The sequence below is a fragment of the Kitasatospora sp. NPDC088861 genome, from assembly GCF_044750105.1.
Taxonomy (GTDB): Bacteria; Actinomycetota; Actinomycetes; order Streptomycetales; family Streptomycetaceae; genus Kitasatospora.
The window spans coordinates 1-13,755 of the sequence record NZ_JBIVJF010000043.1 but is presented as its reverse complement, the minus strand read 5'-3'; the positions used below and the strand labels follow the sequence as shown (position 1 = coordinate 13,755).

The 13,755-nt window shown below is 75.6% G+C and carries 16 protein-coding genes; 9 read left to right on the top strand and 7 right to left on the bottom strand.

All coding sequences use genetic code 11. The features are described from left to right. Positions 1–88: 88 nt before the first annotated feature. The gene (locus tag ACIP37_RS35810; protein ID WP_363630940.1) at positions 89–919 is read right to left on the bottom strand and encodes a BPL-N domain-containing protein; all 831 of its coding nucleotides are present in this window, start codon (positions 917–919) and stop codon (positions 89–91) included. A gap of 154 nt (positions 920–1,073) precedes the next feature. Further along, positions 1,074–1,679, bottom strand: coding sequence for a hypothetical protein (locus ACIP37_RS35805; protein ID WP_363630942.1), 606 nt, complete (start codon positions 1,677–1,679; stop codon positions 1,074–1,076). A 101-nt stretch (positions 1,680–1,780) separates the two neighbouring features. Between ACIP37_RS35805 and ACIP37_RS35800 the strand changes: the two genes are divergently transcribed. Next, positions 1,781–2,296, top strand: a complete 516-nt coding sequence (locus ACIP37_RS35800) for a cupin domain-containing protein (protein ID WP_363586790.1) — start codon at positions 1,781–1,783, stop codon at positions 2,294–2,296. A 255-nt stretch (positions 2,297–2,551) separates the two neighbouring features. Here ACIP37_RS35800 and ACIP37_RS35795 read toward each other — a convergent pair whose 3' ends face one another. After that, positions 2,552–3,298 (bottom strand): hypothetical protein, encoded by a 747-nt coding sequence (locus ACIP37_RS35795; protein ID WP_363630943.1) that lies wholly within the window; start codon positions 3,296–3,298, stop codon positions 2,552–2,554. Between the two features lie 466 nt (positions 3,299–3,764). On the opposite strand from ACIP37_RS35795, the gene ACIP37_RS35790 reads away from it, so the two are divergent. From ACIP37_RS35790 to ACIP37_RS35780, 3 genes are all read left to right on the top strand, one after another. Next, complete coding sequence (locus tag ACIP37_RS35790) at positions 3,765–3,998, top strand: hypothetical protein (RefSeq protein WP_363586793.1); 234 nt, start codon at positions 3,765–3,767, stop codon at positions 3,996–3,998. Between the two features lie 18 nt (positions 3,999–4,016). Continuing rightward, complete coding sequence (locus ACIP37_RS35785) at positions 4,017–4,808, top strand: helix-turn-helix domain-containing protein (RefSeq protein WP_400845239.1); 792 nt, start codon at positions 4,017–4,019, stop codon at positions 4,806–4,808. Positions 4,809–4,887: 79 nt separating this feature from the next. Next, positions 4,888–5,328 (top strand): hypothetical protein, encoded by a 441-nt coding sequence (locus tag ACIP37_RS35780; protein WP_400845236.1) that lies wholly within the window; start codon positions 4,888–4,890, stop codon positions 5,326–5,328. Between the two features lie 65 nt (positions 5,329–5,393). Here ACIP37_RS35780 and ACIP37_RS35775 read toward each other — a convergent pair whose 3' ends face one another. The 3 genes from ACIP37_RS35775 to ACIP37_RS35765 form a co-directional block, all read right to left on the bottom strand. Further along, complete coding sequence (locus ACIP37_RS35775) at positions 5,394–6,833, bottom strand: MAB_1171c family putative transporter (RefSeq protein ID WP_363630946.1); 1,440 nt, start codon at positions 6,831–6,833, stop codon at positions 5,394–5,396. Beyond that, positions 6,830–7,399 (bottom strand): ParH-like protein, encoded by a 570-nt coding sequence (locus tag ACIP37_RS35770; RefSeq protein WP_363586797.1) that lies wholly within the window; start codon positions 7,397–7,399, stop codon positions 6,830–6,832. Before ACIP37_RS35770 ends, ACIP37_RS35775 begins: the two co-directional genes overlap by 4 nt. 152 nt (positions 7,400–7,551) lie before the next feature. Next, positions 7,552–7,998 carry an XRE family transcriptional regulator gene (locus tag ACIP37_RS35765; protein WP_363586798.1) on the bottom strand — a complete coding sequence of 149 codons (447 nt, stop codon included), beginning with the start codon at positions 7,996–7,998 and terminating at the stop codon, positions 7,552–7,554. Positions 7,999–8,355: 357 nt separating this feature from the next. Between ACIP37_RS35765 and ACIP37_RS35760 the strand changes: the two genes are divergently transcribed. The 5 genes from ACIP37_RS35760 to ACIP37_RS35740 all read left to right on the top strand — a co-directional run bounded on the left by ACIP37_RS35760 (position 8,356) and on the right by ACIP37_RS35740 (position 12,673). Next, positions 8,356–8,994 carry a PH domain-containing protein gene (locus tag ACIP37_RS35760; RefSeq protein WP_363586799.1) on the top strand — a complete coding sequence of 213 codons (639 nt, stop codon included), beginning with the start codon at positions 8,356–8,358 and terminating at the stop codon, positions 8,992–8,994. 140 nt (positions 8,995–9,134) lie between these two features. Continuing rightward, on the top strand, positions 9,135–9,674 hold the full coding sequence (locus ACIP37_RS35755; protein ID WP_363630950.1) for a hypothetical protein: 540 nt from the start codon (positions 9,135–9,137) through the stop codon (positions 9,672–9,674). A gap of 121 nt (positions 9,675–9,795) precedes the next feature. After that, positions 9,796–10,626 carry a serine protease gene (locus tag ACIP37_RS35750; protein ID WP_363630951.1) on the top strand — a complete coding sequence of 277 codons (831 nt, stop codon included), beginning with the start codon at positions 9,796–9,798 and terminating at the stop codon, positions 10,624–10,626. 147 nt (positions 10,627–10,773) lie between these two features. Then, positions 10,774–11,772, top strand: coding sequence for an aldo/keto reductase (locus ACIP37_RS35745; RefSeq protein ID WP_363586802.1), 999 nt, complete (start codon positions 10,774–10,776; stop codon positions 11,770–11,772). Positions 11,773–11,848: 76 nt separating this feature from the next. After that, positions 11,849–12,673 carry a DUF4253 domain-containing protein gene (locus ACIP37_RS35740; RefSeq protein WP_400845231.1) on the top strand — a complete coding sequence of 275 codons (825 nt, stop codon included), beginning with the start codon at positions 11,849–11,851 and terminating at the stop codon, positions 12,671–12,673. Positions 12,674–12,736: 63 nt separating this feature from the next. On the opposite strand, the gene ACIP37_RS35735 is transcribed toward ACIP37_RS35740, so the two are convergent. After that, positions 12,737–13,630, bottom strand: coding sequence for a helix-turn-helix transcriptional regulator (locus ACIP37_RS35735; protein WP_400810355.1), 894 nt, complete (start codon positions 13,628–13,630; stop codon positions 12,737–12,739). Between the last annotated feature and the right edge of the window lie 125 nt (positions 13,631–13,755).

Below are 13,755 nucleotides of genomic sequence, written 5' to 3'. Positions count from 1 at the left end.
CCCGCACCCGGCTGCGCGCCGAGTTCCCCGCAGGACCCGCCGCGCGGGCGTGACACCGCAGCCCGCCCGTAGGGGACTTGACGGAACGTCAGGACGCGGGGGCCGCCATCAGGTCGTGCAGCAGGTCGTCGCCCAGGCCCAGGCCGGTCTTCGACTCGTCGGGCAGGTGGTAGTCGCGGTACCAGTCCGCGGGGGCCTCCGGGTGCGGGCCGCTGACCGCCACCCGGCCGGAGCCGTAGGGGGCGATGACGGCGGCGGCGCGGTCGTTGGAATAGCGGGCCAGGACGTCCACGCCCGGGCCGTCGACGTCGAAGTACGGGCCGTCCTGGAAGTACATCCGCTGCGGGCGGCCGCGCCAGGCGACGTCGACGAGGCGGTCCTGCTCGTCGGTGACGGTCGCCCCCCGGGAGCGGATGTACTGCCCGGAGTCGCCCGGCAGGAGGTCGTAGCCCGGGTCGCCGGCCAGGTAGCCGCCCATGCACAGGCCCAGGTAGCGACCGCCGCCCCGGACGTAGTCGCGCACCAGCTCCGGCGAGAAGCCGGGGTCGCGCTGGAGCAGGCCCCACGCGGTGCTCACCTCCTGCCCGTTGGTGCCGCCCGGCTGCACGTACAGCGCGGCGCCGGCCAGCACGCCAGCGCCGAAACGCAGCCGCTCCTCGGGCCCGACGTAGCGCACCGCGAAGCCGTCGCGCTCCAGCAGCTCCCGCGCCGCCTCCGGGCAGCCCTCGCAGGCCGCCGGGCCCCGGTAGACCAGCGCGAGCGGCCGCCCGTCGGCGGCGGCGACCGCGTCGCCGGCCGCGCCGTCCGACACGGGGGAGGCGCCGCAGGCGGACGCCGTCAGCAGCGCCGCCGCCACCGCCAGGGCCGCGGCGGCCCGCCCGGGCCGCCGCCCACCCCTCATGACCGGCACTGCCGCCATCGCTGACACCCTCCCCCGACAGGACCTACGCCGTGTGCAGCGACGACGCTACGGGCACAGCGGCCCGCGCCGCACGTCCGCCCTCCGAACGGGTGCACCCGCGCCGTCCGCGTTGACGGGCCGCGGGCCCGGGGGAGTAGCGCGGGCGGACGGGTCAGGCGGACGCGGCCCGGGCGGTGCGCCACTGCTCGAACTGCTCCGGGGTGCGCACGCCGTCGTCCAGGACGGCGCGGTAGACGTCCCAGCCGCGCACGCCGCGGCCGTACTCGGGGTGCTCGGACCAGGCGTGCTTGATCCGCAGGACGGCCTCGCGGGCCTGCGGGGTGAGACGCGGCGGCAGGTCGCGCAGGTGGGCGAGGTCGGGCTGGCGGGCGGGCTCGTCGACGAACCACAGGTCGAGGGTCCAGTCGCGGCCCTGCGGGCAGCGGTAGTCCAGGCCGAGGTAGAGGCCGTCGGGGTAGGCGGCGGGGTCGGTGTTCCAGGTGCCGGTGTCGTTGCGCAGGCGCACCTGCCGCACCCGCGGGTGCAGTGCCAGCCGCGCGCCGAGCGCGGCCACCCGCTCGTGCGCGGCCGTGTCCAGGCGCGGGCACACCACGGTGACGTCCAGGTCCCGGCGCACCATCAGCCCCAGCGCCGAACTGCCCACCCGCACCGGTTCCCCGAGGGCGCCCAGCAGCTCGTCCAGGCCCAGGTCGGCGCTGACCGCCCCGGCCTCGGCCTGCCGTTCGTCCTGGTGCCGCAGAAGATCGTCCGTCGTCATCGGGCCAGTCTGCCAGCAGCCGCCGACCCCGGGAATTGACCCATGAAATCGGCATGGAATTGCCACCTGATATCTGGTCTTTCCGGACCTAGCCTGGTCCCATGACGACGACGAGCAACGCCGCCCCCGCCGCCCCCGTGCTGACCCGCCACGCCGGGGCCGAGACCTGCGCCGACCCGAGCAGCACCATGACCCTGCTCGCCGACTCGGCGCACACCGAGGGCGGGTTCACCAGCTACCGCTCCACCTTCGCCAAGGGCGCCGTCGGGGCCCCCGCGCACTTCCACACCCGGGCGTGGGAGCTGTTCTTCGTCATCGGCGGCTCGCTGCAGGTGCTGGTCGGCGAGGAGGTCACGATCCTGGGCGAGGGCGACTTCCTCGCCGTGCCGCCGCACACCCCGCACGCCTTCGCCGCCGCCCCGGGCGCCGAGGCCGACGTCCTGTTCGTGTTCACCCCGGGCATGGACCGCTTCGACTACCTGCGCCTGCTGGGCCGCGTCATGCGCGGCGAGACCGACCCGGGCGCGATCGCCGCCTCCGCCGGGCGCTTCGACAACCACTACGTCGACAGCCCCGCCTGGCGCGCCGCCCTCGACCGGAGCGCCGCCCGCGCCTGATGCCCCGCCCCCTAGAAACCGCCCTGCCCCGCCCGGGGCCCGTGACGGCCGTTCCCGGCGGGCCGGTGCGGGCCGGGTGTGGAACGGTGGAAGCCGGGGGTGTCCTGGTTGCGAGAGGAGTGGCCATGTCGTCGAAGCGTCGCCGCAAGAAGAAGGCCCGGGCCCGGCGCGGGGCCAACCACGGCCGCCGGCCCCAGTGCTGAGCGCCTGAACCGTGCGTGCGGCCGGGGCGCCGCCCCCGGCCGCACCGGCCGCTCAGCCCGGTTCGCGCCCGCGCGGCACGGCGTGGTACGTGCAGGTGTCCGTCCAGTCGCGGCCGAAGGTGAGCACCAGCACCGGGCCCGGCCCCTCGGCGCGGGCGGCGCGCAGCAGCGCGGCCGGGTCGCCGTCCGGCGGGATCTGCTCGTGCCGGAAGCGCACGTCGCTGCCCCTGCGCGGCCAGTGCGGGTCCGGGCGGGGGATGCCGGGCAGGTCCCAGACCAGGGTGGCGTCGGCGGTGGACAGGCTCGGGCCGGGCATCCGCCGGCCGTCGGGGAAGAGGCCGCGGTCGCGGTGGTAGCGCAGCGCGTAGGCGACCGTGCCCGGCGAGTACGGCGGTTCGTCGCCCCAGGTGTTCGGGAAGCCCCAGTCGGCCAGGCCCGCCGCCTCGATCCTGGGCAGGACGGCGGTGATGTCCTCGCCGGTGGCGAAGTAGGCGGCGGCGCTCATCCGGCAGACCAGCACGCCGCGGCCCTCGGCGGTGGTGGTGAGCAGGCCGAGCGAGGAGGGGCGGTCGCAGTGGTCGGCGACGCGGGTCAGCAGGTGCGTCACGCCCTCCACCGCGGCCAGGCCCTCGACCAGCCGGCGGATCCGCTCGCGCTCGGCGGCCCGCAGCGCCTCGACCCGCGGCGAGGAGGCCAGGGCGCGCAGCCGGCGGGTGGTGGGCAGACGGGCGCGCAGCGCGTCCCGGGCCCGTACGGGCTGGGCCAGCAGCATGCCGAGCAGGTACTCGAAGCCGTTCACCGGTCGGGGTCCTCTCGGGCCGGGGAAATGGGGAAATGCAGAGAGACCGCTCGGGCCGCTGGGGCCGGGCGGTCTCTGCTGTTCGGACGGGCCCATGCGCCAACACGGCCCGCTGCCGGTGTTCCCGAAAATTTGGAGTAGACAGCGCCCCCGGGTTCCTGACCCGCAGGTCTGGATGACGCTGCTGCACATCGTCACATTCAGCCAGGACGGCTACAAGGGCGAGTTGCACAAAAATGCATCAAATTCCGGTTTCGAGTTCCTGAACTGCACTGATGCCAGAGGGTTGTGACGAGATTGCGGGCCGGGCCCGGGATTCTGGCGCATCAATCTTCGCGATGTTCACCGAACCGATTGGGAATCACCCGTACGCCTGACAGAGTGTTGCGCGAAACGGGTTCCTCGCGTGACGCCAACCACCGAAGTGCCCGTCCGTTGGAGTAGACGGTGATATAGGAGGTCCTCGATGACGAGGAAGCGGAAGAAGAAGCGCGCCCCCGCCCACTGCGCCGCCGGCCACCCGGCGCCGCCGCGACCGGGCCTGCCCTGGTCGTCCGGCCCCGTGCGGACGGCCGTGGTCGTCGTCGTGGTCGTCGTGGCCGCCGCCCTGGTGAGGACGGGCATGTCGGCGGGAGCGGCGCTCGAACTGGCCACCGGCGGGCTGCTGTTGAATGCCAGGCTCCAGCAGGGGCGGGCCTAGAAGGAACGCCGGACCGCGATGGGACGCCAGGAGAAACCGATCGCGGCGACCGAGCCGGCCCTGGGCCGACTCGCCGCGTTGCTGCGCGAGCAGCGTGAAGAGGCGGGGTTGACCTACCGTCAGCTCGCCGACCGGACCAACTACCACCCGACCACCCTGCAACGGGCCACCAGCGGCCGGACCATGCCGAACTGGGAGGTCGTCGAGGCCCTCACCCGGGCCTGCGACGGCGACCTCAAGGCGGCCCGCCGCAAGTGGACCCTGGCCAACTACTGGGCCCACGTCCCGCGCCCCTCCGGGACCCAGCGCCGGGCGCCCCGACGGCTCAACCCCGAGCAGGTCGACTCCCTCGCCGACCTGCGACGGGCGATGCACGAGATGCGGCGCAAGGCCGACTGGCCCTCCCTGGAGGAGCTGGACCGCCGGGCCCGGGCCGGGGGAGGGCGCCTGCCCTCCAGCACCCTGGCGCTGGTCCTCAGGGGTGAGGCCCCGCTGCGCAAGGCGGTGTTCCTCACCTACATGGAGGTCTGCGGGGTCAAGGAGGCCCGCCGCGCACTGTGGGCGGCGGCCTGGGAGCGGACGAACAACGCCCGCACCCCGGCACCGGTCAACTCCCGCACGTACCAACGGGAGTTCACCCGGGCCATGCAGTCCTCCAGCAGCGGCACCTCGACGGACATCCTGTTCAAACTGTGGGTGACCCTGCGCAACAGCCTGGCCGCCGACCGCGCCGAGGACGCCGGCCACCCCGGCCACTCCGCCGGGACGGGCCGCGACGGCACCGGCGGCGGCCCGCCGGTACTCGTGTGACCCGGTCCGCGGACGGGAACGCGCCACCAGCGCCCCGTCCGCGGACCAGCACCCACCCGCGCCACCTCGGGAATCAACCATGCCGACACCACCGCGACAGCCGACCACCACGACCACGACCATCACCACGACCACCGCCACCGGACCGGCGCTGGGCCTGTGGGCGCTGTACGACCTCCACCTGCGCCACTACCTCGACTACGCCGCCCTGCTGCTCCCCGCGGCCGACGCCCCGCTGGCCGTCCAGGGCGCCTTCGACGACCTCAGCGGCCACTGGCTCGACGCCCTCGCCACCGCCAGCCCGGCCGCCTACGCCTGGCAGGCGGTCCGCCGACGCGTCTGCGCCCTGGCCGGCCCGCGCCCGCTCGGCCCGGTCGCCCACCTCACCGCCCCCCAGCAGGACGTCCTGCTGCTGCACCTGGTCCTCGCCCTGCCCGCCGCCGAGGTCGCGGCCCTGACCGGCACCGAACCGGGCGCCGTCCACGTGCAGTTGCGCTCGCTGGCGGCCGTCCGCCGGTAGCGGCCGCCGCCCCGGCCCGCTCCCGTCGTTCCACCGGCCGGGCTGCCCCCGGCCGGTCCGGCGGCTCATCGCGCGGGGCTCGCGACCGGGTCGGGGTCGGGAGCGGCGGGGGAGGGGGCGGCGGCGCGGGCACGGGCCCGTACCTCGGCGACGGCCGGGCAGGTGGCGTAGACGCGGGTGAGGTGGGCCAGGTGGTCGGCCTCGGACTCCAGGTCCTGTCCCAGGGCGTGCGGCGGTTCGGCCGCCGGGGCGGTGCGCGGGGTGTCGGGGTTGGGCCGGGCGCCGGCGGCCGCGCGTTCCAGCGCGGCGGCCAGCGCGGCGGCCTCGGCGGTGGCGCCGGCCCGGGCGGCGGACGGGGGGAAGCGCGAGGCGGCGGCGGCGAGCCACCGCGGGGTCCGCGGGTCGAGGTGCTGGCGCAGGATCAGCCGGGCGTCGTGGATCTCGATGATCCGCCGGTACAGGGCGAACTGCGGGTCGCGCGGCGGCAGCAGCGGCAGGCGGCTGGCCGGCGCGAGCGCGATCTCCGGCAGCACGGTGTGCAGGTCCCGCCAGAGCGGGGCCAGCGCCCGGTAGCGGCGGTGGGCGCGCAGCCAGCCGCGGACGGCGGCGTGCGCGGCCGGCCACACCGTGGTGCCCAGGCCCGCCGCGAGCAGCGCCACGCACAGCAGGCCCAGGACGCCGCACAGGGCGTCCTCGGCGCCGGCCTGGGTGCCGGTGGCCGCCGCCTGGACGACGTCGTCGACGCCCCAGGCGTTCCACAGCAGGCCCGCGACCAGGCTCAGCGTGAGCAGCCGCAGCCCGCTGCGCTGGCGCCCGGGCACGGCGGCGCGGGCGAGCCGGGCGAGCTGGCGCAGCAGGGCGGTGAGGCAGTAGGCGAGGTAGAGCACGCCGGCGGCGGTGTACCCGGCCAGTGCCAGACGGGCGCCGGTGGAGGGCGCGGCGGTGAGGTCGGAGGCATCCAGGCCCGGCGCGGCGGCGACGAACAGGACCGCCCGCACCCCCAGGACGCCGGCCAGCAGGGCGAGCTGGCGCCGCACCGCGCGGCGGGGAAGGTCGGGCGTGTCTGACAATTCCCGCCGGGCGCACGACGCCGGGCATCCCGCCTGGACGCACCGGCGAAACGCCCAAGTACGGCCCAGTACGAGGACGCTTCGCCGGCACGCCCAGCCGGGCGCCCACCGCCGCGCGCTGATCCGCCGCGAATTGTCAGACACGCCCTCGGGATCGCGCAGGACGCCGGCCAGCAGCCGGATCGCGCAGGCCGCGCCGATGCGCAGTACGTCGCCGAGCAGGACGGGCACGGCGGGCGCGATCCCGAGCCGGTGCAGCCGGTCGGCGGCCTGGACGGTGGGCGGGGCGAGCAGCAGCAGGGCGGCGGCGAGCAGCGCGGTGGCGTAGCAACTGTAGCGGGCGATGGCGCGCGGGTTGGTCCGGCGGCCGCGGGCGAAGTGGCAGGCGCTCAGGGCGAAGAACAGCGCGACGCCGTAGAGGACGAGGCCGCTCACGGACGCCCCGCCGCCCGGCCGTCGGCCGCCCGGTCGCCGGCGGGGCCGGGCTCGCCGGTGAGCAGGGCGTCCAGGACGTCCAGCGAGTCCGGGTGCGGGGCGGGGCCGGGCGGGTGCGCGGCGTCGGCCTTGGCGGCCCGGCTGAGGATGAGGGAGGCCAGCAGCTCGGCCTCGCGTTCCTGGGGCTCGTCGTAGCCGGTGCGCCCGAGCACCCGCCGGACCAGGTCGGGGGACAGGTGCGGCAGGAGGTCCGCGGCCGGGCCGAGCGGCGCGGAGCCGGCGTGGTCCAGGAGCAGGTGGGCGATCTCGTGGACCAGGATGTGCCGGCGGTGCAGCGCGCTGGTGTCGGCGGTGTACAGGATGTAGTCCGCCTCCCGGGTGGACACCAGCAGCCCGCAGGGCGCGTTGGGCCGGGCGGCCACCGGCAGCAGGTCGATCGGCCGTCCCCGCCGGCGGGCGATTTGCTCCAGTAGCACGGTGGTGTCGAACGGGCTCGGCAGTTCCAGCTGTTCGGCCATCCGCCGGCAGCGGCGCAGCGCCGATCGGTAGCACCTGTCGTCCCGCACGCTGTGTTCCCCTTCTCGATCAGCGGCCCCGTTCCCCCCGATCTCCCGACCGCCGTGGCTCCGCCTCCGTGCCTGGCCCCCGTCTTCGTAGCCCCCCGCGCCCCGTCCGCCCCGGACCCAGTCAGCCCCGCCCGCGGCCCGCGCCGCCGGCGTCAGGGCGCCGGGTTCCGGCGGGCCGCGTCCCGGCGGGCGATGACGTCGATCAGCTCGCTGACCGTGTCCAGGCCCTCGGAGGAGAGGCCGACCGCCCGCAGCGCCAGGCTGCGCACGCCCGCGTCGCGCAGCGCGCCGAGCAGCGCGAGCTCCTTGGCGATCTCCGCGCCCTGCCGCTCGTCGAAGAAGTACGCGGGCGGGACCTGGAAGAACTGGGCGAGCGCCTCCAGGTGGCGCTTGGTCGGGTTGTCCCGGCGCCCGGTGCGCAGCTGCCACAGGTAGGTGGTGGAGAACGACTCCCCGGTCGCCTCGCGGCAGGCCCGGGCCACCTCTTCGTTGGTGTACTGCTCGCGGTCGGGTCTGCGGACGGTGTGGAACAGCGCCTCGATCCTGGCCGCGAGCCCGGACAGTTCCACCGGTCCGTCCTCCCGGTTCGATTCCGCCATGGCCCGCCCTCCTCACCGGGGCCCCGCACGTCTCCTCCTGGCGGGCGGGCAGGGCCGGCCAGGTCACGATAACCCAACGGCATCAGCTGGCGTGGATCACAAGATACCGCCAATCAACGTCAGTTGACCCCTCCGTCGGCGGCTGACATCCTGGACCGCGGGCGGACCAGTCAAGCTGACTGACCATCAAGTCCGTTCGTGTTAAAGACATTTGACGTTTCCCCCGGATCGGCCGAACGATCTCGGCAGGCCGGTAGCGTGACCGACTCCCCTGGGACCGCCAGGCATCGACGCCCGAGACGGGACCGGCCGGACCGGTCGGCCCCACCGACGGCACGACGTGGGAAGGAGGCGCCCGTGAGCACGGCGCCGCGACACCAGACGGTGCGGCTGGGCTTCCTGTGGCGAGCCGCCGGCGCCCCCGTCGGCTGCGTGCTCGCCCTGGCGATGGGCATCGTGCTCGCCGACACCGGGGACGCCGGCCGGATGGGCGCCGTCCCCGCGCTGCTGCTGTCGAGCGCGGCCGTCCTGGGCGTGGCCCTGCCCGTCCCGTACGGCTTCTGGCTGCGCGCCGACGACCACGGCCTCACCCTCGTACGGGCGTTCGTCCCGCGCCGCTACCGGTGGCGGGACATCCAGGGGCTCACGATGGACGCCGGGCAGGACGCCGACTCCGGCGCCCACCGGCTCGTCCTGCTGCTGCGCCTGACCCCGGCACCCCGCCGGACCGCCCGTGCCGCCCGCATCGCCCGCGCCGCACACCTGTACGGGCCGGTCCTCGGCATCCTGGGCACCACCCGCGACGGGCTGCCGCGCGGCACCGAACCCCGCCGCCTCGCCGAACTGTTCGACCTGCTCCGGCGCCACGGCGTCCCCTTCGACGACCGCCGCTACGCCGACCTCGTCCTCACCGCGCACGGCTACCCGGCGCTCGCCCACACCGCCCCCGGCGCGTCCCTCGCCGCTCGGCCCGCCGCCCGCCCCGACGCCGCCTGAACCGGGACCGGACCGGGCCCGCGCAGCCCGCCCCGGCCCTTTGAGCCGCCCACCGCTGAGCCGCCCACCGCCCCGCAGCCGTTGACCCCGACGGAAGCGCGCCCGCCCGGACGGCGCGCCAGGACGTCAGGAGTGCGGCGATGCTCAGGTTCCACGGCGCATGGCGGATCACCGTGGTCGGCAAGAACGCCAGCTTCGACCAGCGCGCGGTGGTGCGCGGCCCCTACGGCACCCGGACGCTGCCCGGCCGGGTTGGCGCCACCCTGGAAGTCGACGAGGACAGCTGGACGCTGACCCTGGAACACCACCTGTGGGGCCGCAGCTGGCAGCCGAACCTGCGCGTCACCCCCGGGCCCGTCACCGAACGCGACGGCGTCCGCAGCCGCCTGCTGACCAGCAACGACTGCCACTGGCCCGACAAGCCCCTGGACTACGTCAACTTCGTCGTCCGCCTCGACCAGAGCCTCGCCCCGGCCCCCGTCCTCGCCCCCGTCCGGGCCGTGCGCCCCGCCGACTCCCTGCGGCCCTCCGCGCCCCGGGCCATCCGCACTTCCTCCGGCGACGTCGGCGACTTCGGCGCGCCCGCCCCCGCGCCCGCTTCCCGGCCCGCGGCCACTCCCGCGCCCAGGCCGGCGCAGGCCCCGGGCACCAACGCCCGGCCCGCCGCGACCCCCTGGTAGCCCGCCACCGTGCCCGGGGGACAGCCCCCGGGCACGGTGGCCCGCTGCCCGGATGTCCCGGACGGGCGCCGCAGGGTTGGCTGGACGCATCCGAACCAACCGATCCGAAAGGCCGTCACCCGTGCTCCTGCGCAAGACCGTCCGCCGCCGCGCCGCCCGCGCCACCGCCGTCGCCGCCCTCGCCGCCGCCCTGGGCGCCACCGCCATGACCGGAAGCGCCCAAGCGATCGTCAACGGCCACGACTCCACCGAGCGCTACCCGTTCATGGCCACGATCCCGATGAGTGCCAAGCAGATAGCCGACGGCACCTGCGGCGCCACCCTGATCGACCCCCAGTGGGTCCTGACCGCCGCCCACTGCGTCACGAGCCCCCCGGAGAACGAACTGAAGCTCGACGGCATCGTGCGCATCGGCAGCGCGCACCGCAAGAGCGGCGGCACCGTCCGGGCCATCACCCGCACCGTGGTCCACCCCGGCTTCAGCTTCGGCGACGGCCAGACCCGCCCCAACTACGACGACCTCGCCCTGGTGCGCCTGGACCGCCCCGTCGCCCAGCGGCCCCTCCCCGTCGCCCAGCGCCCCGGCCCGCCCGGCACCCCGACCCGGCTGCTCGGCTTCGGCACCGTCGTCGACACCCCCAAGTTCGAGGAGATGGTCTTCCCCGACCGCCTCCAGGAGCTCGACACCCGCCGCGGCGCCGTGGCCGACTGCGCCCCCGGCTACGCCGGCCCCACCCGCCTGTGCACGACCAGCCCCACCCCGAAGGCCATGGCCTGCGTCGGCGACTCCGGCGGCCCGCAGCTCCAGCGCGGCCGCGGCGGCCGCTGGGAGCTCATCGGCACCACCTCCGGCCCCGGCGCCCCGGGCGTCCCCTGCACCGGAGGCCCGGGCCTGTACACCGACGTGCGCGCCTACGCCGACTGGATCCAGGCCACCATCGCCGCCGGCTGACCTGGCTGACCCGGCTGACCTGCCTTGGCCTGACTGACTGACTGACCGGCCGATCCGGCCGACCGCCTGACCCCGGCGGCCGGATACGCCGGCCGACCCGACGGTAAAGTCCCAGGTGAGCACCGTCGCGCCCGAGGAGACCCCGCCATGCCGACCGACCCCGCCACCGGAGCCGCCGCCGACCGCCCGCCGATCGCGCGGTACGGCCTGGGCACCGCGGCCGTCGGCCGGCCCGGCTACATCACCCTCGGGCGTGACGGCGACCTGCCCGCCGAACGCACCGTCGAGGCGCTGCGCGACCGCACCCACGCCCTGCTCGACGCCGCCTACGCCGCGGGCGTGCGCTACCTCGACACCGCCCGCTCCTACGGCCGCGCCGAGGAGTTCGTCGCCCAGTGGCTCGCCGAACACCCCGCGGCCGCGGCCGAGGTGACGGTCGGCAGCAAGTGGGGCTACACCTACACGGCCGGCTGGCAGACCACCGGGGTGGCCGCGCACGAGGTCAAGGAGCACTCCACGGCGGTGTTCGACCGCCAGCTCCACGAGACCCGCTCCCTGCTGGGCCCGCACCTGGACGTCTACCTGGTCCACTCCGTCACCCCCGACAGCCCCGCCCTGACCGACACCGCCCTGCACGCCCGCCTGGCCGACCTGGCCGGGGAGGGCGTACGGGTCGGCCTGTCCACCAGCGGCCCGGCCCAGGCGGACACCATCCGCGCCGCCCTGGCCGTCACCGTGGACGGCCGCCCGCTGTTCACCGCCGTCCAGGCCACCTGGAACCTCCTCGAACCCTCCGCCGCCCCCGCCCTGGCCGAAGCCCACGCCGCCGGCTGGCTGGTCGTCGTCAAGGAGGGCATGGCCAACGGCCGCCTCGCCGGGCGCAACGCCACCGGGGACGACACCGCCGCACTGCGCGCCCTCGCCGCCCGCACCGGCGCGCCCCTCGACGCCCTCGCCCTGGCCGCGGCCGCCGCCCAGCCTTGGGCCGACCTCGTCCTGTCCGGCGCGGCGACCGTCGACCAGCTCGCCTCCAACCTCACCGCCGCCACCCTGCACCCCACCCCCGACGACCTGGCCGCCCTCGCCACCCTGGCCGAACCCGCCCCGGAGTACTGGCGCACCCGCGCCGCCCTGCCCTGGTCCTGAACCGCCCCCGCCGCACCGCGGGCCCGAACCCCGCCGCCCGAACTCCCGTGTCAGTGACCGCCCCTACGGTGGCCGCATGACCTCGGACCTGTCCCGTCTCCTGCCCGCCACCCTCCCGCCCGGCCGTCTGGTCGGCGGCGAGGACGGGCCGGAGCCGCTGCTGTGGATCAGCGACGCCCCCGCCCCCGCCGGCCTGTGGCAGCAACTCCACCGCGCCCACCCGCAGTCCGGCCTGTGGCCGCTGCTGCTCGTCCCCCTCGGCGACGGCGCAGACTACCGCCCCTGGCTGTCCGGCGAACTCTTCCCGGCCTCCGCCTCCGACCCCACCCTCTACGACCCCGACGCCCTGCTGCGCCGCTGGTGGCAGCAGCTCGGCGGCACCGACGAGGACGCGCCCGAGAGCCCGCCCGAGAGCCCGCTCGACGCCGAGGAAGCCGCCGAACTCCACGCCGCCCTGGCCCCCTTCGGCCCCGCCTGGCCCGGCACCGCCCCCGCCGCCGCCGTCCCCGACGGAGCCCCCGGCACCGAGGCCCGCGGCCTGGCCGACGTGCTGCTGTCCGTACGGGACGCGCGCCTGGGCCTGGTCGAGGCGGGCAGCGGCGCCGAGGCGCTGGCCGCCTGCGGCTGGAGCGGCCCGCTCAACCACGAGGACGACACCGCCAAGATCGCCGCCGTACTCGCCGACTGGGAACGCCGCTTCGGCGCCCAGGTCGTCCAAGTCGGGTTCGACACCCTGGAGTTGAGCGTCGCCGTCCCGCCCGCCACGCTCGCCGAGGCCCTCCCGCTGGCCGCCGAGCACACCGCCTTCTGCCCCGACCTCGTCTTCCAGGGCACCGGCACCCTGACCGCCTACGCCGAACGCCTCGTCGCCGCCCACCAGTGGTCGTTCTGGTGGGACTGACCCGGCACCCGTTCCCGCCACCGAGTCCGGATCCACCGGACCAGTACGGCTGAAGGGGCTGGACTATCCGTTGTGCGCTTCGAGCTCGGTCGCCGGCGCCCGTTGGGTGGCCGCCCACGACGCCAGGAGCGCCAGATTGTCAGCGGTCGGTGTGCCCGCGGGTGCGGTGTAGACGTTGAGGTGCAGGCCGGGTTCGGCGGGCAGTCCGAGGGACTCGACGTCCAAGTCGAGCCGGCCCACGATCGGATGGCGCACACGCTTGCGGCCGGACCGGTGCAGCCGCACGTCCTGAGATGCCCACCGCTGCCGGAACAGCTCACTGGACGTCGACAGTTCGCCGACCAGGGCGATCAGCTCCTCGTCGTGCGGATCGCGGCCGGCTTCCATGCGCAGCTTCGCGGCCACGCCACCGGCAATGTGGTCGTAGTCGACAAAGAAATCCCTGGCCGCCTCGGGGTTCAGATAGACGAACCGCGCGGTGTTCGCGGGCCGTCGCGCGTCGGCCAGCACCGGTGAATACAGCGCGCGAGCGAGTTGGTTCGTGGCGAGCACGTCGTAACGGCCGTTACCGATCCAGGCCGGCGCACCGGAGATCGCGTCGAGCACCTGCTGCAGCGTCGAGCGCACCGTCACGGCAGGCCTGCGCCGGCGTGGGCCGCTGGGCGCCGTGGACTGGCGCGCGAGGTGGAACAGGTGGTCGCGCTCGGCCTCGTCGAGTTGCAGGGCGGAGGCCAGCGCGCCGAGCACGCCATCGGAGGCACCGGCGAGCCTGCCGCGCTCCATGCGCACGTAGTAGTCGACCGATACCCCCGCCAGTAGCGCCACCTCCTCGCGGCGCAGACCCTTGACCCGACGGTTGCCGCCGTAAGCGGGCAGGCCCGCCTGCGCGGGTGCGATGCGGGCGCGACGCGAGCTGAGGAACTCCCGGATCTCGGTGCGCAGATCCATCGCGGCCATCCCCTCACCGTAAGCCGGTCCCGCAGTCTAAGAGGGTGTTCGATACCGATTTAGGCTGCTGCGAGAGGTTTCGGGCGGAGGTATTGCCCGATTTTGTCGGGACTGGCGGTCAGGCGGTTGGTCAT